This is a genomic window from Nocardioides sp. TRM66260-LWL (assembly GCF_020075545.1).
Classification (GTDB): domain Bacteria; phylum Actinomycetota; class Actinomycetes; order Propionibacteriales; family Nocardioidaceae; genus Nocardioides.
On the sequence record NZ_JAIQZK010000005.1, the window covers coordinates 250,223 to 269,333 of the forward strand.

Genomic DNA, 19,111 nt, shown 5'->3' on the forward strand with positions numbered 1-19,111 from the left:
ACCGCCGCTCGCGGCCATCGTAGGCGTCAGGCGCGGGCGCCGGGACGCAGCCGTCGGGTGAGCACGTCGACCACGTCGGTGACCTCGGTGAGCCGCAGCGCGCGGGCCGCGAGCAGCAGCACGCCCGCCTCGACCGCGGTGACCAGCGCGCCCTCGACGATCGCCGAGGGCCAGCCGGACGGGCCGCCGCGGCCGAGCAGTCGGTGCACGGCGAGCACGACGAGGCCGGCGACGAGGGTCGCGACCAGCACCGCGAGGCCCAGGCGGACGGCGAAGCGGGTGAGGCGGCGACCCTCGAGTCCGCCGGTGCGACGTCGCAGCACCGAGAACCCGAGCACGCTGCCCACGAGGTAGGAGCAGGTGTAGGCCGCGACGAGGGCGGGCGCGGTGTGCTCGGGATCGGTGAGGTGCACCAGCACGAGCGCCACGACGACGTTCGTCAGCGCCACCCAGCACTGGTTGACGAAGACCGTGCGGGTCTCCTCGATCGCGTAGAAGCCGCGCAGCAGCACGTAGTGCACGGTGAAGAGCACGATGCCGGGGCCGAAGAGGGCGAGGGTCGGCACGAGGAGGTCGACGTCGCTGGCCGTGCCGGCGGCGCCGTGCAGCATCACCCGCGCGATCGGCTCGGCCACCAGCGGCAGCAGCGCCGCGAACGGGACGATCAGCACCAGCGCGCTGCGCAGCACGCCGCCGAGCACCCGGCTGAGGCGGCGCAGGTCGCCGTCGGCGGCGCTCGCGGACAGGTCGGGCAGCACCGCGGTGGCCAGGGAGACCGTGACGATGCCGTGCGGCACCATCACGATCAGGAATGCGAGCGAGTAGACGGTGTAGCCGGTTCCGGACGCCCCCTCGGCCACGCCGCCGGACGCCAGCCGGACGATCACCGCGTAGGCGATCTGGTTCACCACGACGAAGGCGACCGTCCAGACCGCCAGCCGGGCGGTGCGGCCCAGGCCGGTGCCCCGCAGGTCGAACCGCGGCCGCAGGCGCACGCCCGCCGCGCGGAGGTAGGGCAGCAGGATGAGCAGCTGCGCCGCGATGCCGATCGTCGAGCCGACCCCGAGCACCAGCTCCTGGGTCGTGGAGTAGGCGCCGCGCGCCTCGTCGCCCAGCGCCGGGCCGAAGACCACGAGGTAGCCCACGAGCACCGCGATCGACACCACGTTGTTCGCGATCGGCGCCCACATCATGGGTCCGAAGCGGCCGCGGGCGTTGAGCACCTGGCCCACCAGCACGAACATCCCGTAGAAGAACACCTGCGGCAGGCAGTAGCGCGTGAGGTCGATGATCGAGGCCCGCTGCGCCGCCAGGCCGGGCGCGTCGTACGCGCTGCTGAGGTAGACGTCGAGCAGAAGCGGCGCGAGCAGCATGAGCAGCGCGGTGACGGCCACCAGGAAGACGAAGGCGACCGTGACGATCCGGTCGATGTAGGCGGCCCCGCCGTCGGCATCCTCCTTGGCCGCCCGCACCAGCTGCGGCACGAGCACGGCGTTGAAGACGCCGCCGGCCAGCAGGATGTAGAGCATGTTCGGGATCGTGTTGGCGATCGTGAACAGCTCGGCGTGCAGGCTGACGCCCAGGGCCGCGGCCAGCAGACCGGCCCGCACGAAGCCGCTCAGCCGCGAGACCACGGTGCCGGCCGCCATCACCGCGCTCGCCGACAGCAGACGTCGGGACGTCGAGGGCGCGGCGAGGTGGCTCATCGGACGGGCTCCTGGGGTCGGGGGTCGCTGAGGGCGCCGTCGACGCCGTCCGGGGCGGCCCCGCGGCGCCGGGCCCGCAGCCGGCGCACCGTGCGGAGCGCGACGGTGCCGAAGAGCAGCGTCAGGCCGACGGCCAGGAACAGCCAGATCACCATGCTGACCTGGGCGGACCGCACCGGCACGGCCACCCGGCCGCCCAGCGGGCGGTCGTCACGGTCGGCCAGCAGCAGCGAGGCGTTGTGCACGCCGGCCTGGTCGCTGACGGCGTCGAGCAGGACGGTGGCGCGTCCGCGGGCGGGGAGCCGCAGCGGCGCGGGGGTGCTGATCCGCAGCGGGGCCGACGACTGCGCCACGATGCGCACCTCCACCGGCACCGGCAGGCCGTTGACGACGCTGGCGGAGAAGCGGCCGGTGGCGCTGGAGAGCGTGACGCCGCGCGGCGCGCTGATCCGCACCCGGTCGAGGGTGCGCTGGACGGCGCGCTGCCCGGCGCGGGCCCGCGCGAGGGCGCTGGCGCTGCCCCGGGCCCCGTAGGAGACCGTCGCGACCGCCTCGCGCTCCACCACGCCGCCGATGCGGTCGTTGAGCGGCAGGATCGCGTCGAGCACCGACCCGGCGCGGGCCAGCGCCTGCGCGGCGGCGAACCGGGGACCGTCGATCTCCAGCGCCTCCACGGACGCGGGGTACCGCAGGCGGCTCGCCGCCACGGTCTGCGAGGGCCCGCTCTGCGGCAGGAGGGTGAGGTCGCGGTAGGACAGCCACGGCGCGCGGAGCCCGGCGGCGAAGCCCGCCGGGTCCGCGGGGCCCCAGCCGTCGGGGAGGGCGACGACCAGCGGACGGCGTCCGCCGGTCGGCAGCAGCCGCAGCGCCGCCTCCGCGAGGATCCGCTGGCGCAGCGCGACGTCGCCGCGCGCGGGGGTCGGGCCCGGCCCGCCGTCGGCGGCCGCGGCGGAGGCGAGGATCGCCGGCGTGCTCCCGAGCCGGACGACGGGCGGCAGGGCGCGGACCGCGCTCGACGGTCGGCTGATCGCGCGGTCGGCGAGCACGACGGTGGCCGGACGTCGCCCGTCGCCGCCGCCGACCAGGGCGAGCGCCTCGGGGCTGAGGTAGCCGTCGGGCGCGGCGGCGGCCGGGCTCGAGGTCAGGCCGCGGGCCTGCAGCGCCGCGGCGGAGCGGTCGGCCAGCGCGGGGTAGAGGCGGGCGTCGTGCCGGGCGAGGCCGGAGAGATCGGGGTCGCCGTAGGGCAGGGCGAGGACCGTCGCGCCGCGCAGCGCCTCGAGCGCCCGCGGCAGCCAGCGCTGGGCCGCCGCCGCGGCCGCAGCGACCACCGGGTCGCGCAGCCGGCCGGTGGCGGCGGGGGCAGGGGTTGCGCCGGCGGTCGCGCTCGGGGTCGCGCTAGGGGCCGCGGCGGCAGCCGACGACGGGTCCTCGCCGGGATCGATCGCGGTGCCCGTCGGGCTCGTGGTGGCGGTCGTGGGCGACGCGCTTGCCGTCGGCTGACCGTCCTCGCGCAGCGTGCTGGCCAGCGAGCGTCCGCGGTCGCCGCCCGCGATCTGCTCGACCGCGTCGAGCAGGGCGGGGTCCAGCAGCCAGGTGGCCGAGGGCAGCTGACGGCCGACGTCGACGAGCCGGTCGAGCCGGCCGCCGGGCCGCAGCAGGCCGGTCCACTCGCGCAGCCGGCCGATGGATCCGTCGGCAGCGTAGGCCACGCGCTGCCGCAGCGGCACGACGAGCGACGCCGGCAGCGGGGTGGGGCGCACGGCCCGGACGCCCCCGCGGGTCTCGCGGCGCGAGCCGACGAGCGGCAGGAACGTGCGCGCGCGCCCGTCGGCGGTGTCGTCCCGGCCGTCGGGCCCCTCGCCGAGCGCGTGGACGCCGAACCAGTACACGCCCGGCTCGCTCACGCGCAGGCGGCGGATCGGGATGCTGATGCGGTAGCTGGCCGACGCGCCCGGCGCGAGCCGCTCGATGGTGCGGTCGGGGCCGCCGTCGGTGCGCCGGTCGCCGACCGGGGCGGACGGGTCGGTGCCCACAGCGTCGGCGAGCTCGGGCGCGGTGGTGAGGGGGGCGTCGGAGACGAACGGGTAGAGGTTCACCCGTGACCACGCCACCGAGTCGCGGTTGGTGACGCGTCCGGTGACGACCACCGAGCCGCGGTCGCCGGGCTGCAGCTGGGACGGGGTGAGGGTGTCGATGCGCACCGCGAGCGGCTCGGTGCCGGCGTCGACCCGCGCTGCGGGCCGCTGCGCCGCCCGGGCGGGTCCGGCGGTGGCCGGGGCGGCGGCGAGCAGCGTCGTCACCAGCACGAGCAGGGCGCCGACCGCGACGAGCAGCGCCGCCGGCGAACGCTTCGACGCGCCGGGTGGGACCCCGGGCCCCGCGGGCCGATCGACGCCGGCCGGCGTCGTCGAGCGGAGGCGGGGCACGCGTCGACTCTAGGCCAGGGACGAGCCCTCGTTAGACTCCCCGCCCGTGTCCCAGGCCCCCGCACCGCTCACCATCGTGGAGGTGCAGCGTGCGGTGACGGCCGAGCTGGACCGGCTCGCGCCCGTGCTCGACGAGCTCGGTCGTCGCTTCGCCGAGGCCGGGCACGAGCTCGCGCTGGTGGGCGGCCCCGTCCGCGACGCGATGCTGGGCCGCCGCCACACCGACCTCGACCTCACCACCTCCGCGCGCCCGGAGCAGACCGAGCGGCTGCTGCGCGGCTGGGCCGACGCGGTGTGGGACATGGGCCGCGCCTTCGGCACCATCGGCTGCCGTCGCGGCGAGTACCAGGTGGAGATCACCACCTACCGGTCCGAGACCTACGACCCCGAGAGCCGCAAGCCCGACGTCGACTTCGGAGACACCCTCGCCGGCGACCTGGGGCGACGCGACTTCACCGTCAACGCGATGGCCGTGACGCTGCCCGACCGCGAGGTCGTCGACCTGTTCGGCGGCGTCGTCGACCTCGCCCACGGGGTGCTGCGCACGCCGGGACGCCCCGAGGACTCCTTCTCCGACGACCCCCTGCGCATGCTGCGCGCGGCCCGGTTCGCCGCCCAGCTCGGCTTCGAGGTCGACGCCCCGGTGCTCGCCGCGATGCGCGCGATGGCCGACCGCATCTCGATCGTCTCCGCCGAGCGGGTGCGCGACGAGCTGGTCAAGCTGATCTGCGCGCCCGACCCGGTGCGCGGCCTCGCCGTGCTGGTCGAGAGCGGCCTGGCCGAGCGCGTCCTGCCCGAGCTTCCGGCCCTCGCTCTGGAGCGCGACGAGCACCACCGACACAAGGACGTCTACGAGCACAGCCTCCGGGTGCTCGAGCAGGCCATCGACCTGGAGCACCGGCTCGGCGAGGGCCCGGACCTCCTCGTCCGGCTCGCCGCGCTCCTGCACGACGTCGGCAAGCCGCGCACCCGGCGCTTCCTCGACGACGGCACCGTCACCTTCCACCACCACGACGTCGTCGGCGCCAAGATCACCCGCAAGCGGATGCAGGCGCTGCGCTTCTCCAACGACCAGATCGACGCCGTCTCGCGGCTCGTCGAGCTGCACCTGCGCTTCCACGGGTACGGCTCGGGGGAGTGGACCGACGCCGCGGTGCGGCGCTACGTGCGCGACGCCGGCGACCAGCTCGAGCGGCTGCACATCCTCACCCGCGCCGACTGCACCACCCGCAACCGGCGCAAGGCCGCGCGGCTGCAGCGCACCTACGACGAGCTCGAGGAGCGGATCGCCCGGCTCGCCGAGCAGGAGGAGCTCGACGCGATCCGCCCCGACCTCGACGGCAACGCGATCATGGGCATCCTCGGCATCGGCCCGGGACGCGACGTCGGCCGCGCCTACGCCTTCCTGCTCGAGCTGCGGATGGACGAGGGGCCGCAGACGCCCGAGTCCGCCGAGGCCGCGCTGCGCGCCTGGTGGGCCGCTCAGCAGGACGCGCAGCAGGACGCGACGGCCGCCGACGCCTGAGACGTCGGCCGTCCGCGGGGCGGCGCGGCTAGGTTGCCGCGCATGACCGACACGTACGAGGCCCTCCTCGAGGACTCCATCGAGATCGCCGCTCCCCCCGCTCGCGTCTGGGCCCTGGTCACCGACCTGCCCGCGATGTCCGCGCGCAGCCCCCAGGTCGTCCGCACCAAGGTCAAGGGCGGCGTGGTCCGCGAGGGCGCGACCTTCTCGAACCTCAACCGCGACCGGTTCCTCTTCTGGCCGACGTCCGGGAAGGTGGTCACGTTCGAGCCCGAGCGCCGCTTCGCGTTCAAGATCCGCGAGAACCGCACCGTGTGGTCCTTCGAGCTCGAGCCCACCGCCGACGGCGGCACCCGCCTGACCCAGCGCCGCGAGACCCCCCAGGGCATCTCGGACGTCTCGATGCGGCTGACGAAGATCGCCTTCGGCGGCCAGCCGAAGTTCACCACCGGCCTCCGCAGCGGCATGCGGCAGACCCTCGAGGCGCTCAAGGCGGAGGCCGAGCGCGGCTGACCCCGGGGACCGTCCGGTCGCCGGACGGTTCGGGCTGCCGGTCGCGGGGCATGCCGGACGGGTGACCTCCGCCGTTCCGGATCCCGCGCCGCTGCTCGCGGCGACCGACCTGCACCACCGCTGGGACGACGAGCCCGTGCTGGCCGGCCTCTCCGTCGCGGTGCGCCCCGGGGAGGTCGTGGCGGTCGTCGGCGCGAACGGCTCGGGCAAGTCGACGCTGCTCGGCGGGCTCGCCGGACGTCACGCGCTCGACCGCGGGGTGATCGAGCGGCACGGACGCCCCAGCGACGTCACCTCGCGGGCGCACCTGCGGGCCGTGCACGCGCTGCTCGGCGACACCGCGTGGCTGCCGAGCCTGACGGTGCTCGACCACCTGACGCTGCTGGCCGGTCGTCCGGGTGCGGCCGCCGAGGAGGCCGTGCTCGCGGCCCTCGCGGCCCTCGCGGCGCTCGGCGTGGACGCCGTCGCCGACCGCACGCCCGCCTCGCTCAGCAGCGGCCAGCGCCAGCGGGTCGTCCTGGCCACCGCCGCCGTCCGGCCGTGGGAGGTGCTGCTGCTCGACGAGCCCGAGCGCCACCTCGACCGCGAGGCCACCGCCCGGCTCGGCGGGTGGGTGCGGGCCCTGGTCGGCGAGGATCGCGCCGCGCTCGTCGCCACCCACGATCGTGGGCTCGAGGCCGCGGCCGACCGCCTCGTCCGGCTGTGAGCGTCCGGTGAGCGTCCGGTGATCGGGCTGGCGGTCCTGGCGCTCGGCCTGGCCGCCGCGCTGCGCGTGGCGCTCTGGGCCGGGCCGATCGCGGCCGACCCGGCCCGACTGCGATGGCGGCTGGACGACGGCGCCGCCTCCCAGCGACCGCTCGTCGGCCGCGCGGTCCTCGAGGTGCTGGCCGCGGCGGCCGCGGTCGCGGCCGTCGGCCTGGTCGCGCGGAGCTCGGCGACGGGCGTCGGGGCCGCGCTCGTCGTGGTGGCCGCGGCGGTGCTCGCCGCGCTGGCCCAGCGGCTCGACGCGGTGCGTCTGGTGAGCGCGACGTCGTCGGCGGTGGCGATCGGCGCCGTGGTCGTGCTCGCGCTCCGCGCCGGCGGGGCGACGTCGGCCGCGTCGATCGTCTGGGCGGTGGGCATGGCCGCGCAGGCCGTCGCTCGTGGGGGCGGCGCGATGCGGCTCCGGCGCCGTGCGCGCGTGCCGCGGTGGCAGCTCACCACCGCGGCCCGTCGTCGCTGGGCGGCGCGGGCCGGCGCGGTGCTCCTGGACGCCGAGGTCGTCGCGGCGGTCGGACGCGCCCAGGACGTCGCCCGTCGTGCCCGGCCCGGTGCGGCGACGCTGCGCCGGACCGTCACCGGGCGGCCGCTGCTGGACCTCGCGCGCCTCACCGGCCTGCGGGTCGCGGCCTCCTGGGCGCCCTGGCTGATCGGGGCCGCGATCGCGGTGCGCGCGCTGGCGTCCGGGCACCCGACGGCGGCCGCGGTGCTGCTGGTGGCGGCGCAGCACGTCGTCGTGACCGGCGCGCTCGGCGTGGCCCGGGCCTGGGCGGGTGCCCCCGCGCCCGCGGCCGCGTGGGCGCTGCCCGGAGCCGGTCCGCTGGTCGCGCTGGCGGCTCCGTCGATCGTGCTGGCCTGGGCGCTCGTCGTCGCGGCGCCGACCGGATCGCCGGCGCTCCTGCTCGTGGCGCTCCTGCTCCCGCCGCTGGACGCGTGGCGTCAGGTCGCCTCGGCCCGGCCCGCCGCCGGGCTCGTGCTCCTCTCGACCCCCGCGGGGCCGCTGCCGGTGCAGACCGTGCTGCGGGCCGTCGCCGGCCACGACGTCCTGCTCCTCGCCCTGCTGGCGGTCGGCTGAGGCGCTTGTCAGCGGCGATCGCGGGGCGGTCGCGGGGGCGTCCAGCATCCGTGACGCGTACGGCACCCTTCGCGGCGACTCGAGGTGCCGGGCGCGTCACGGAGCGTCGGATTCCCCGGGCGCCCGGGGAAACCGACGGTGCCGCTCCCGCGGACGCACGAAGGCCGGCCCCGACGAGCGGGACCGGCCTTCGTGGTGGTGCGGGATCAGCGACGGATCGTCACTCCTCGCCGCGGATGAACGCCTCGACGCGACGACGACCCTCGTCGTCCGGCAGCTGGACCGGCGGCGACTTCATCAGGTAGGACGACGCCGAGATGATCGGGCCGCCGACGCCGCGGTCCTTGGCGATCTTCGCGGCGCGGATGGCGTCGATGATGATGCCGGCGGAGTTCGGGGAGTCCCAGACCTCGAGCTTGTACTCGAGGTTCAGCGGCACGTCGCCGAAGGCGCGACCCTCGAGGCGCACGTAGGCCCACTTGCGGTCGTCGAGCCACGCCACGTAGTCGGACGGGCCGATGTGGACGTTCTTGTCGTCGACCAGACCCGACAGCGGGCCGGTGAGGTTCGAGGTGACGGCCTGGGTCTTGGAGATCTTCTTGGACTCCAGGCGCTCGCGCTCGAGCATGTTCTTGAAGTCCATGTTGCCGCCGACGTTGAGCTGGTAGGTGCGGTCCAGCACGACGCCGCGGTCCTCGAAGAGCTTCGCCATCACGCGGTGGGTGATGGTGGCGCCGACCTGCGACTTGATGTCGTCGCCGATGATCGGGACGCCGGCGTCCTCGAACTTCTGGGCCCACTCGGGGTCGGAGGCGATGAAGACGGGCAGGGCGTTGACGAAGGCCACGCCGGCGTCGATGGCGCACTGGGCGTAGAACTTGTCGGCCTGCTCGGAGCCCACCGGGAGGTAGGAGACCAGCACGTCGACCTGGCGGTCCTTGAGGATCGAGACGACGTCGACCGGCTCGGCGGAGGACTCCTCGATGGTCTGGCGGTAGTACTTGCCGAGGCCGTCGAGGGTGTGGCCCCGCTGCACCTCGACGCCCAGCGTCGGGACGTCGGTGATCTTGATCGTGTTGTTCTCGGAGGCGTTGATCGCCTCGGAGAGGTCCTTGCCGACCTTCTTGTCGTCGACGTCGAAGGCGGCGACGAACTCGACGTCCTTGACGTGGTAGTCGCCGAAGGCGACGTGCATGAGGCCCGGCACGGTGCCGGACGGGTCGGCGTCCTTGTAGTACTCGACGCCCTGGATCAGCGACGTGGCACAGTTGCCGACGCCCACGATTGCTACTCGAACCGAACCCATCGGGTCGTTTCCTCTCTGTCTCACTGGTGCTCGGCCCGGGGGCCGGCGTCGGGCAGACCGCCGGAGGCGGTCGGGGGGGTGTTGCGCTCTGCGTTGATGAGGTCGGAGAGCCAGCGGACCTCGCGCTCGACCGACTCGACGCCGTGCCTCTGCAGCTCGGCGGCGTAGCGGTCGACCTCCTTCTGCGTGATCGTCAGCTGCTGCTGGACCCGCTCCAGCCGCTCCTGGAGGCGGGTGCGGCGGCCCTCGAGCACGCGCAGCCGGATCTCCATGTCGGTGGAGGAGAAGAAGGCGAAGCGGATGTCGAACGTGTCGTCCTCCCAGGCGGCGGGGCCGACCTCGGACATCAGGCGCTCGAACTCGCGGTGGCCGTCCTCGGTGACCTGGTAGACGATGCGCGGACGGCGGCTGGCGGCGGCCCCCGCGGTGGTCTCCTCGATGAGGCCGGAGCGCAGCATCTTCTTCAGCGTCGGGTATAGGGAGCCGTAGGAGAGCACCCGGCCCCACCCGAGCATGAGGTTGAGCCGCTTGCGCAGCTCGTAGCCGTGCATGGGTCCCTCGTGCAGCAGTCCGAGGACTGCGAGCTCGATGGTCTCTGCGCGACGTGCCACGAGACATATCGTAGCGATATATCCGTGGATCGGAAACTCTCGATGGATCGGAGGGAAACGACGTGCGTCACAGCGGTGCCGCCGGCGGCCGACAGGTGGCGCTCGGGTTGGGGTGGGCCGGGAGGGTCCGTACCCTGTCGTGGATCCCGACCCCGACCAGCGAGGCCTGAGACGACGTGAGCGGTAAGCGCAGGGCCGAGGGCCCGGCCGTCAAGAAGCGGTCGAAGGACGCAGCCGCGCCCGGCGCGCCGAAGCCCGGCGGCTGGCGGCGGCGGGTGCGGTTCGTCGTCAAGTGGGGCCTGATCGCGACGCTCGCGGGGTTCCTGACCCTCGTCATCGGCTTCTACGTCGCCTACCGCAGCATCGACATCCCGGACCCCAACAAGGAGTTCCAGACCCAGACGTCGTTCGTCTACTACGCGGGCGGCACCAGCGAGATCGGCCGCTTCGCGGAGCAGAACCGGGTGTCGATCCCGTTCTCGAAGATGCCGCAGACGGTGAAGGACGCCGTGGTCGCGGCCGAGAACCAGACCTTCTACACCGACTCCGGCGTCGACCCGAAGGGCATCCTGCGCGCCGCGCTGAACAACGCGCAGGGCGACGCCGTGCAGGGCGGGTCGACGATCACCCAGCAGTACGTCAAGATCCTCTACCTCAACCAGCAGCGCTCGTACACGCGCAAGCTGCGCGAGGCGATCCTGGCGCTGAAGCTGCAGCGCCAGCAGAGCAAGCAGCAGATCCTCGAGGGCTACCTCAACACCATCTACTTCGGCCGCGGCGCGTACGGCATCGAGGCCGCCGCACAGACCTGGTTCCGGAAGGATGCCGGCGACCTCAGTCTTGCCGAGTCCGCCGTGCTGGCGTCGGTGATCAACAACCCGACCCAGTTCGACCCCGCGAACGGCTCGGCGAACCGCAAGGCGCTGCTCGGCCGCTACCAGTACGTGCTCGACAGCATGGGCCGGCTCGGGATGATCTCGCCCTCGACGGCCGCGCGCACCGGCAAGCGGCTCCCGGAGATCCCCAAGCCCCGGGTGCGCAACAGCCAGGGCGGCCAGAAGGGCCACGTGCTCGCCCTCGTCCGCAGCGAGCTGCAGCGCCTGGGCTACACCGACAGCCAGATCGACGGCGGCGGCCTGCGCGTCACCACGACGCTGACGAAGTCGGGCATGCGGGCGGCCGAGCAGGGCATCAAGCAGGAGCGTCCCTCCGACCTCTCCGACAAGGACCTCCACGTCGCCGCGGCGACCGTCGAGCCCGGCACCGGCGACCTCAAGGGCTTCTACGCCGGCCAGGACTACCTCAAGTCGCAGATCAACTGGGCGCTGCGCGGGGCGTCCGTCGGCTCGACCTTCAAGCCGTTCGCGCTCGCCGCGGCGCTCAAGGACGGCTTCTCGCTGCGTGACGGCTTCGACGGCAACTCGCCGTACTACTTCCCCGACGGCAGCCGTGTGGTCAACGAGGGCCCCGGGCTCGGCAACGACTACGGGGCCAAGATCAACGCGATCTACGCGATGCAGCAGTCGGTCAACACCGCGTTCATCGACATGACCGTCTCGATGAGCAACGGCCCGGCCAAGATCGTCCAGATGGCCGAGCGGATGGGCGTCCCGCCGTCCAAGGCCGACAACGACTACCCCGGCCTGCCGAACACCTCCGGCGACCTCGCCCCGCAGAGCCGCGTCACGCTGGGCACCGCGCGGGTCAGCCCGATCAACATGGCCAACGCCTTCGCCACCATCGCCAACGGCGGCGAGCGCGCGCAGGTGCACGTCATCGACAAGGTCACCAGCCCCGACGGCGACGACTACACGTTCAAGGCCGAGCCCCAGCGGGCGATCAGCGCCGACATCGCCGCCGACGTCTCCTACACGCTCCAGCAGACCGTCAAGGGCGGCACCGGCCGGCAGGCGCAGGCGCTCGGACGTCCCGCTGCCGGCAAGACCGGCACCGCCACCAACGACGACGGCAACGTCATCTCCTCGTGGTTCGTGGGCTACACCCCGCAGCTGGCCACCGCCGTGATGTACGCCCGCGGCGACGGCTACGACCCCATCGACTTCAACAAGGACGGCACCAAGTTCCTGCCGTCGTACTTCGGCGCCGACTTCCCGACCCGCACCTGGCGGGCGATCATGGGCATCGACCTCGAGGGCCAGCCGGTCGAGCAGTTCCCGCAGCCGGCCTACGTCGACGGCAACCGTCCCGGCGGCTCGGCCACCACCGGTCCCCGGCCCAGCCAGCCGCAGCCGTCCCAGCCGAGCGCGACGCCGACCCCGACGCCGTCCCCGACGCCGTCCCCCAGCGTCCGGCCGTCGGCCAAGCCGACCCCGAAGCCGACGCCGACGCCCAAGCCGTCGCCGACCGGCCAGTGCGGTCTGCTCACCTGCCCCACCACGCCGAGCCCCACGCCCACGCCCACGCCGACCCCCACGCCCACGCCGACCGCCTCCCCGGCGGCCCGGACGGTGGCGATGCGCGAGGTCAACCCGGCGACGGCGGCCTACTGGTCGGTGGAGCCGTGGTGGTGGATCTGAGCCGGGGCGGCGCACCGCTCGACGGCCCCACGCGCGAGGACCCGCTCGCCCGGGAGTGGAGCGAGGTCGTCGGAGGGCCGCTCGGCACCCGGGCCCGCCGGCACCGCTGGTGGACGCCGGTGCGCGTCCTGCTCGTGCTCGTGACGCTGACCTTCGCGATGGGCATGCTGCAGAAGAACTCCTGCGCGCAGCAGTCGTGGCTCAACGGCGAGACCCGCTACACGCACATGTGCTACTCCGACCTGCCCTACCTCTACAGCGGGCGCGGGTTCGCGGAGCGCGCCTGGCCGTACTCCGACGACGCCACGACCCGCGAGCGGTACCCCCAGGTGATGGAGTACCCGGTCGGCATCTCGTACTGGGCCTACGGCACGGCCGTGATCGCCCAGGCGATCGGCGGGGAGTACGACGCCGCGGCGCGCGCGCAGATCCCGTCCGACCAGCTGTTCGGCGATCACGCCGTCGAGCGGGAGAGCACGCTGTTCATCGTCGTCAACGCCGTGGGCTTCGCGCTGCTGGTGCTGCTGACGACCTGGCTGCTGGCCGGCGTCGACCGACGGCGTCCGTGGGACGCCACGTGGTTCGCGGTCTCGCCGGTGCTGGCGCTGACGGCGCTGATCAACTGGGACCTCCTGGCCGTCGCGCTGGTGGCCGCCGCGCTCTGGACGTGGGCCCGCGACCGGCCCCTGGCCACCGGGCTGCTCATCGGCCTCGGCACGGCCACCAAGCTCTACCCGCTGTTCCTGCTCGGCGGGATCCTGGTGATCTGCGTGCGACAGCGGCGCTGGGGCGACCTCGGCGCGGCGTCCGCCGCCACCGCCGCCGGCTGGGTGGCGCTGAACCTGCCCGCGCTGCTCACCGGTCCGACGGAGTGGAAGGTCTTCTGGACCTTCAACCAGGAGCGCGGCCCCGACCTCGGCTCGATCTGGCTGGTGATGCAGCAGGTCGCGGGCAGGGGCATCAGCGCCGACGCCGTCAACCTCGGCTCCGAGCTCTTCTTCGCGGTGTGGTGCCTGCTCGTGGCGTTCGTCGGCTGGCGCGCGCGACGCACGCCGTCGCTGGCCCAGCTGGGCTTCCTGATCGTCGCCGGGTTCCTGCTGGTCAACAAGGTCTACTCGCCGCAGTACGTGCTGTGGCTGCTGCCGCTGGCGGTGCTGGCACGCCCGCGCTGGCGCGACCAGCTGATCTGGCAGGCCACCGAGATCGTCTACTTCTGCAGCGTCTGGTGGTTCCTCGACGGCGACCTCGCCCCGGCCGCGGGCGGCGACCCGGGCTTCTACTGGCTGGCGATCTGGGTGCGCATGGCCGGCGAGCTCTACCTGATCGCGATGGTCGTGCGCGACATCCGCCGCGGCACGCCCGACGTCGTCACGCCGCCACCCCGGCTGCGGCGGCCGGCGCCGGTCGCGGCGAGCGGCTAGTCGATCTCGACGGCGTCGACGCGGGTGGTCGTGAACCGCACGCGCACGTCGATCCGCTCGCCGACGGCGGGCACCCGCGCCCCCGCGGGCACGAACAGCATGGACGCCTGCATGTGCGGCGGCTCGGCGAAGAGGCGCTGCTTGCCGTCGATCGAGAACGGCGAGCGGACGAAGCCGAGCGCGTCCAGGCCGCCGCGCGCCAGCGTGCCGGCCCGGCCCCGCAGGTCGAGCTCGCCGGTGGGGGCCTCGAGGCCGATGCCGTGCGCGGTGCCGCCGGAGACCACCAGCAGGTGGCCGGCCTTCGGCGCGGTGCGGCCGCGGTAGCCGAAGGCGTCGCCGCGCTCGACCGCGTGCACGTCGAGCACGGTGGCGGTGACGGTCAGTGCCTCCCGGTCGCCGAGCCACAGGGCGGTGCCGATGCGCGGGCGCAGGACGAAGTCGGGGTACTCGCCGCGCAGCGTCTCCAGCTCGGCGTCGGTGAGGTGACTGACCCAGACGGTGCGCGCGCCGGGGCCTTCGGGCAGCTCGGCGCCGACGACGTCGGTCATCAGCCGCTGCATCTGGCTCAGGTGCGAGCCCTGCGCGAGCGGCAGGTGCATCGCGACCCCCTCGAGCCGGGCGCGCGGGTGCTCGTGCAGCGCCCGGGCGGCGGCCCACAGCTCGCGCGCGGCCAGGCCGTGGCGCTGCATGCTGGTGAGCCGCTCGAGCACGAAGCGGGCGTCGGGACGGCGGGCGAGCAGCGCGTCGAGGTCCTCGACCCGGCTGACGGTGTGGACGATCCGGTCGGCCAGGGCGTCGTCGTCGGTGACGTCGAGAGCGGGGCCGAAGGGGCGCCACGGGGTCAGGACGACCATCGAGCCGTCGAAGCGGGTCGCGATCTCGCCGACCTCGGCGTAGGTGCCCACCGCGACGGCGTCGACGCCGAGCCACTGGGCCTTGCGCGCCAGGCGGGCCAGGCCGAGGCCGTAGCCGTTGCCCTTGCACACCGGCACCAGCCCGGGATGCCGCTCGGCCACCGAGCGCAGGTGGGCCCGCCAGCGATCGCCGGCGACGTGCAGCGTCAGGCTCATCCGCGCCTCCGCAGGTAGAGCTGGAAGGCGCGGTACAGCACCCGGTTGAGCGGGAGGTCCCACTCGCCGACGTGCTCGACGGCCTCGCCGCCGGTGCCGACCTTGAACTGGATGAGCCCGACGTGGGCGTCGTCGGCGTCGAGGGTGTCGGTGATGCCGCGCAGGTCGTAGACGTCGCAGCCGGCCTCCAGGGCGTCGCGGATCATCCGCCACTGGACGGCGTTGGAGCCGCGGACGTCGCGCTTCTCGGTGGAGGAGGCGCCGTAGGAGTACCAGGCGTGGCCGCCGACGCGGATCGCGATCGTGGCCGCGACCAGGTCGCCCTCGTGGTGGGCCAGGTGCAGCCGGAGCCGGTCGGGGTGCTCGGCGCCGAGCGCGGCCGCCATCGTGCGGAAGTAGGGGAGCGGACGCGGGGTGAAGTGGTCGCGCTCCGCGGTGTGCACGTAGAGGGCGTGGAAGGCGGCGAGGTCGTCGTCGAAGCCGGGCGCGCCAGGCGCCGCGCTGCGGACCTCGACGCCGGCCTTGTCGGCCTTCTTGATGTTGCGCCGCCACAGCTGGTTCATGCCGGCCAGCACCTCGGCCTCGGTGCGCGGCGCGCCGTCGGGGTGGCGCAGGGGGATCTGGAAGACGAACTGCGGCTGGCCGGCGCTGAAGCCGCCCTCGGCGAGCTGGGGCTGCCAGCCGAGCTCGCGCAGCTGGGAGACGACCCGCGCGCCCACGTGGTCGCGCTCGGCGGGCGCGAGGTCGCCGAGCCGGCGGACGGAGGGGTCGGCGATGCCGTCCTTGATCTGCGCCGCGCTCCAGGTGCGGACCACCGCGGGCGGGCCCATGCGGATCGCGAACGCGCCGCGGCCCTTCAGGTGGGCGGCGAGCGGGGCGAGCCAGGCGTCCAGGTCGTCGACCGACCAGTCGATCGCCGGGCCCTCGGGCAGGTAGGCCAGCGAGCGGCCGATCCGCGGCAGGCTCCGGAAGAGCACCAGGCCGCTGCCGACGAGCCGCTCGCCCTCGAACCAGCCGAGCGACGCGTGCTGCCACTCCGGCTTCACCGCCGCCCACGCCGGCGTCTGCAGGAAGCTCACCGACCGGCGGGTGGCGAGGTGGGCGAGGTGGTCCTCGGGGGAGATCTCGCGGACGCTCAGCACGCGCCAGAGGCTACCCCGGGCCGATGCCCCGCCCGGGCCGGGCTCAGACGCGCTCGCGCAGCCAGGCGAAGTCGGCGACGTGCTCGTCCGCGCCGCCGGGGGTCTCGCAGACGACGGGCGCCTTCGCCGCGCGGACGACGTCGGCCAGCACGTCGCCGATCTCGCCGGCGCCGAACGAGGCGTGCCGGTCGGCGCCGGAGTCGAAGGCGTCGCGGCTGTCGTTGCAGTGCACGAGGTCGATGCGGCCGGTGATGGCCAGGACGTCGTCGACCACGGTGTCGAGCGGGTTGCCGCCGGCGTGGGCGTGGCAGGTGTCGAGGCAGAAGCCGACCTGCTCGAAGCCCTCGGCGCGCGAGACGGCGTCCCACACCCGCGCCAGCCGGTCGAGCCGCCGGGCCATCGCGTTGTCGCCGCCTGCGGTGTTCTCGATCAGGAGCGGGATCTTCAGGTCGGTGGCCTCGACGGCCTTGCGCCAGTTGTCGAACCCCTTCTCGGGGTCGTCGTCCTTGTTGACGTGACCGCCGTGGACGATCAGGCCGCGCGCGCCGATCTCGGCGGCGGCGTCCAGGTGCTGCTGGAGGAGCTTGCGGCTCGGGATGCGGATGCGGTTGTTCGTGGTGGCGACGTTGACGACGTACGGCGCGTGGACGTAGAGCCCGACGCCGGCCTCCTCGGCCGCCGCGCGCAGCGCCGCCGCTCCGCCGGGGTAGGCGACGACCGGGCCCTTGTACGACTGGGGGTCGCCCAGGAACATCTGGACGATCGGCGCCTGCCGCGCCTGCGCCTCGGCGATCGGGTCGGCCTGGTCGACGTGGGCGCCGAGGACGAGGGCGTCGCTGCTCATGGCCTCACCCTACGGAGCAGCGCCGACACCCGGTCCGGGACGGCGGGGTGCGGGTCGGGCGCCGTCGGGGCCGCGCGCAGCAGCCGGGCCGCCTCGGCCGCGGTAGGGCGGTCGGCCGGATCGGGGGCGGCGAGCCGGGCGGCCAGGCTGTGCAGGGCGTGCCGGCCGAGGGCGTCCGGCGCGTCCGGCTGCGGCGGAGCGGCGGCGTCGAGCAGGCGCGTGAGCAGGCGACCGGCCGCCCAGACGTCCTGCGCGGGGTGGGCCGGGTGGCCCTCGCCCGCCTCCGGGGCGACGGCACCGGCCGTCCCGACGACCTCGGACCGCAGCCGGGCGGCGGGAGGCTCGCGGTGGCCGACCGGCACGGTCAGGCCGTGGTCGCCGAGCCGCACGCGGGGCGGCGTGCCCGCCGAGGGGTCGAGCAGCAGGTTGCCGGGCGTCACGTCGCGGTGCACGAGGCCCGCGGCGTGCAGGGCCGCGAGGCCGTCGAGGAGCCGGGCGACGACGCAGGCCGCTGTGCCCGGCGGCGGCGCGGTGGTCGCGAGGAGGGTGGCCAGCGAGCCGCCGCGGGCCAGCGGCGCGACCAGGACGACGACGGCGCCGTCGGCCAGCCAGGCGTCCGGGTGCAGCAGCGCGGGGTGGACGACGTGCCGCGCCGCGTGCTCGCGGTGCGCGGCCCGGAGCGCGTCGGGGCCGGGGTCGCGGAGGACCTTCGCGGCCACCGGCGCCCGGCGTCCGCGGACCCGTGCGACGTGCACGGTGGCCGTCGCCCCGTGACCGAGGACGGGTCCGAGCACGCAGTCGCCCGGGCCGGGGGCGGCACGGGTCGGGAGGCGCACGGGGTCCTCCTGCCCGCGGTCCGTGCGCGGGCTCGGGCGCGTCCACAGCCGGCCGTCGCGCCCGGGTCCGCGACGGTTGGTGAGGTCGGCACGCCGGCTGATAGCCTGCGACGTCCCTCGCGCGACCCCACCGACGGGTGCTCGTCCCGGGGGACGTTCCCACGGCCCTCTCGGCCGTCGGGAGACGCACCAGCCCTCCTGCCACGGAGAGACCGTGGCCGCTCTAGTCCAGAGGAGGTGGAGACCGCTGTGCGCAAGTATGAAGTGATGGTCATCCTCGACCCGAGTCTCGAAGAGCGCACCATCGCGCCCTCGCTCGAGAAGTACCTCAGCGTCGTGACCAAGGACGGCGGCTCGGTCGAGTCCGTCGACGTCTGGGGCCGTCGGCGCCTGGCGTACGAGATCAAGAAGAACGCCGAGGGCATCTACGCCGTCGTCAGCCTGACGTCGGAGCCGGCCACCGTCAAGGAGCTCGACCGTCAGCTCACGCTGAACGAGTCGATCCTCCGCACCAAGGTCATCCGCCCCGACGCCCACTGAGGTCCGGGGCCGCGGCCCCGCCCTCGCGGCGTCGTCTGTGGACGACCCCTGTCCGGTTGTCGGCGGCCTCGGCCACGATGGCCGCCGTCGGGCATCCGCCCGCGCCGGACGCACCCGCAACAGGATCAGCACCCGGACACCTCAGGACGCCCCGGCCCTCCCGGGTCGGCGTTCGGACCCTAGGGAGACCTCATGGCAGGCGAGACCGTCATCACGGTGGTCGGCAACCTCGTCGACGACCCGGAGCTGCGCTTCACCCCCTCGGGGGCGGCCGTGGCGAACTTCCGGATCGCGTCGACGCCGCGCACCTTCGACCGTCAGTCCAACGAGTGGAAGGACGGGGAGTCCATGTACCTGTCCTGCTCGGTCTGGCGTCAGGCCGCGGAGAACGTCGCCGAGTCCCTGCAGCGCGGCATGCGCGTCGTCGTGCAGGGTCGCCTGAAGTCGCGTCAGTACGAGACCCGTGAGGGCGAGAAGCGCACCGTCTTCGAGATCGAGGTCGAGGAGGTCGGTCCGTCGCTCAAGTACGCCACCGCCAAGGTCACTCGCGCCAGCCGCTCCGGCGGCGGGGGCGGGTACTCCGGCGGCGGCTCGGCCGCTCCGGCCGGGGGCGACGACCCGTGGGCCACCCCCGCCCCCCAGGGCGGCGGCGGTGGTGGCGGCTACGGCGGAGGCCAGCGTCCCGCCGCGGGCAACGACCCGTGGGCGGCGCCGGGCGCCGCCGACGAGCCGCCGTTCTGATCCTCCCGCCCCATCCCGGGCCCCCGTCGTCCGCGACGGGCTGATCCATCCGTGCACAC

The 19,111-nt window shown here is 74.5% G+C and carries 16 protein-coding genes; 8 read left to right on the forward strand and 8 right to left on the reverse strand.

Translation table 11 applies throughout. The annotated features are described in order from the left end of the window. Positions 1 to 26: 26 nt before the first annotated feature. Positions 27 to 1,706 carry a murein biosynthesis integral membrane protein MurJ gene (gene murJ / locus K8Z61_RS13820; protein ID WP_224130463.1) on the reverse strand — a complete coding sequence of 560 codons (1,680 nt, stop codon included), beginning with the start codon at positions 1,704 to 1,706 and terminating at the stop codon, positions 27 to 29. Then, complete coding sequence (locus tag K8Z61_RS13825) at positions 1,703 to 4,132, reverse strand: DUF6049 family protein (protein WP_224130464.1); 2,430 nt, start codon at positions 4,130 to 4,132, stop codon at positions 1,703 to 1,705. The genes murJ and K8Z61_RS13825 overlap by 4 nt, the downstream gene beginning before the upstream one ends. A 46-nt stretch (positions 4,133 to 4,178) precedes the next feature. On the opposite strand from K8Z61_RS13825, the gene K8Z61_RS13830 reads away from it, so the two are divergent. The 4 genes from K8Z61_RS13830 to K8Z61_RS13845 all read left to right on the forward strand — a co-directional run bounded on the left by K8Z61_RS13830 (position 4,179) and on the right by K8Z61_RS13845 (position 8,004). Next, on the forward strand, positions 4,179 to 5,657 hold the full coding sequence (locus K8Z61_RS13830) for a CCA tRNA nucleotidyltransferase (protein WP_224130465.1): 1,479 nt from the start codon (positions 4,179 to 4,181) through the stop codon (positions 5,655 to 5,657). Positions 5,658 to 5,699: 42 nt separating this feature from the next. Beyond that, complete coding sequence (locus K8Z61_RS13835) at positions 5,700 to 6,170, forward strand: SRPBCC family protein (protein WP_224130466.1); 471 nt, start codon at positions 5,700 to 5,702, stop codon at positions 6,168 to 6,170. 61 nt (positions 6,171 to 6,231) lie between these two features. Then, the gene (locus K8Z61_RS13840) at positions 6,232 to 6,876 is read left to right on the forward strand and encodes an ABC transporter ATP-binding protein (protein ID WP_224130467.1); all 645 of its coding nucleotides are present in this window, start codon (positions 6,232 to 6,234) and stop codon (positions 6,874 to 6,876) included. An 18-nt stretch (positions 6,877 to 6,894) separates the two neighbouring features. Continuing rightward, the gene (locus tag K8Z61_RS13845) at positions 6,895 to 8,004 is read left to right on the forward strand and encodes a hypothetical protein (RefSeq protein ID WP_224130468.1); all 1,110 of its coding nucleotides are present in this window, start codon (positions 6,895 to 6,897) and stop codon (positions 8,002 to 8,004) included. Between the two features lie 220 nt (positions 8,005 to 8,224). Here K8Z61_RS13845 and K8Z61_RS13850 read toward each other — a convergent pair whose 3' ends face one another. Continuing rightward, positions 8,225 to 9,310, reverse strand: coding sequence for an inositol-3-phosphate synthase (locus tag K8Z61_RS13850; RefSeq protein WP_224130469.1), 1,086 nt, complete (start codon positions 9,308 to 9,310; stop codon positions 8,225 to 8,227). 20 nt (positions 9,311 to 9,330) lie between these two features. Then, complete coding sequence (locus K8Z61_RS13855; protein ID WP_224130470.1) at positions 9,331 to 9,921, reverse strand: PadR family transcriptional regulator; 591 nt, start codon at positions 9,919 to 9,921, stop codon at positions 9,331 to 9,333. A gap of 176 nt (positions 9,922 to 10,097) precedes the next feature. On the opposite strand from K8Z61_RS13855, the gene K8Z61_RS13860 reads away from it, so the two are divergent. Then, on the forward strand, positions 10,098 to 12,458 hold the full coding sequence (locus K8Z61_RS13860) for a transglycosylase domain-containing protein (protein WP_224130471.1): 2,361 nt from the start codon (positions 10,098 to 10,100) through the stop codon (positions 12,456 to 12,458). Then, complete coding sequence (locus K8Z61_RS13865; protein WP_308116782.1) at positions 12,446 to 13,879, forward strand: glycosyltransferase 87 family protein; 1,434 nt, start codon at positions 12,446 to 12,448, stop codon at positions 13,877 to 13,879. The genes K8Z61_RS13860 and K8Z61_RS13865 overlap by 13 nt, the downstream gene beginning before the upstream one ends. On the opposite strand, the gene K8Z61_RS13870 is transcribed toward K8Z61_RS13865, so the two are convergent. From K8Z61_RS13870 to K8Z61_RS13885, 4 genes are read right to left on the reverse strand one after another with little or no spacing between them, the layout of a single operon-like run. Further along, positions 13,876 to 14,949, reverse strand: a complete 1,074-nt coding sequence (locus tag K8Z61_RS13870; RefSeq protein ID WP_224130472.1) for an alanine racemase — start codon at positions 14,947 to 14,949, stop codon at positions 13,876 to 13,878. The genes K8Z61_RS13865 and K8Z61_RS13870 overlap by 4 nt on opposite strands. Continuing rightward, positions 14,946 to 16,091: a peptidoglycan bridge formation glycyltransferase FemA/FemB family protein gene (locus tag K8Z61_RS13875; protein ID WP_308116783.1), complete on the reverse strand. Its 1,146-nt coding sequence runs from the start codon at positions 16,089 to 16,091 to the stop codon at positions 14,946 to 14,948. The genes K8Z61_RS13870 and K8Z61_RS13875 overlap by 4 nt, the downstream gene beginning before the upstream one ends. Positions 16,092 to 16,134: 43 nt before the next feature. Next, on the reverse strand, positions 16,135 to 16,935 hold the full coding sequence (locus K8Z61_RS13880; RefSeq protein ID WP_224130473.1) for a deoxyribonuclease IV: 801 nt from the start codon (positions 16,933 to 16,935) through the stop codon (positions 16,135 to 16,137). Next, a complete protein-coding gene (locus K8Z61_RS13885; protein ID WP_224130474.1) occupies positions 16,932 to 17,771 on the reverse strand; it encodes a protein kinase domain-containing protein in 840 nt (279 codons plus the stop codon). Before K8Z61_RS13885 ends, K8Z61_RS13880 begins: the two co-directional genes overlap by 4 nt. A gap of 249 nt (positions 17,772 to 18,020) precedes the next feature. Here K8Z61_RS13885 and rpsF point away from each other — a divergent pair, with 249 nt between their 5' ends. Together rpsF and K8Z61_RS13895 are read left to right on the forward strand one after the other, a co-directional pair. Then, the gene (rpsF, locus tag K8Z61_RS13890; RefSeq protein WP_224130475.1) at positions 18,021 to 18,311 is read left to right on the forward strand and encodes a 30S ribosomal protein S6; all 291 of its coding nucleotides are present in this window, start codon (positions 18,021 to 18,023) and stop codon (positions 18,309 to 18,311) included. A gap of 192 nt (positions 18,312 to 18,503) precedes the next feature. After that, a complete protein-coding gene (locus K8Z61_RS13895) occupies positions 18,504 to 19,052 on the forward strand; it encodes a single-stranded DNA-binding protein (RefSeq protein ID WP_224130476.1) in 549 nt (182 codons plus the stop codon). The last annotated feature ends 59 nt before the right edge of the window (positions 19,053 to 19,111 follow it).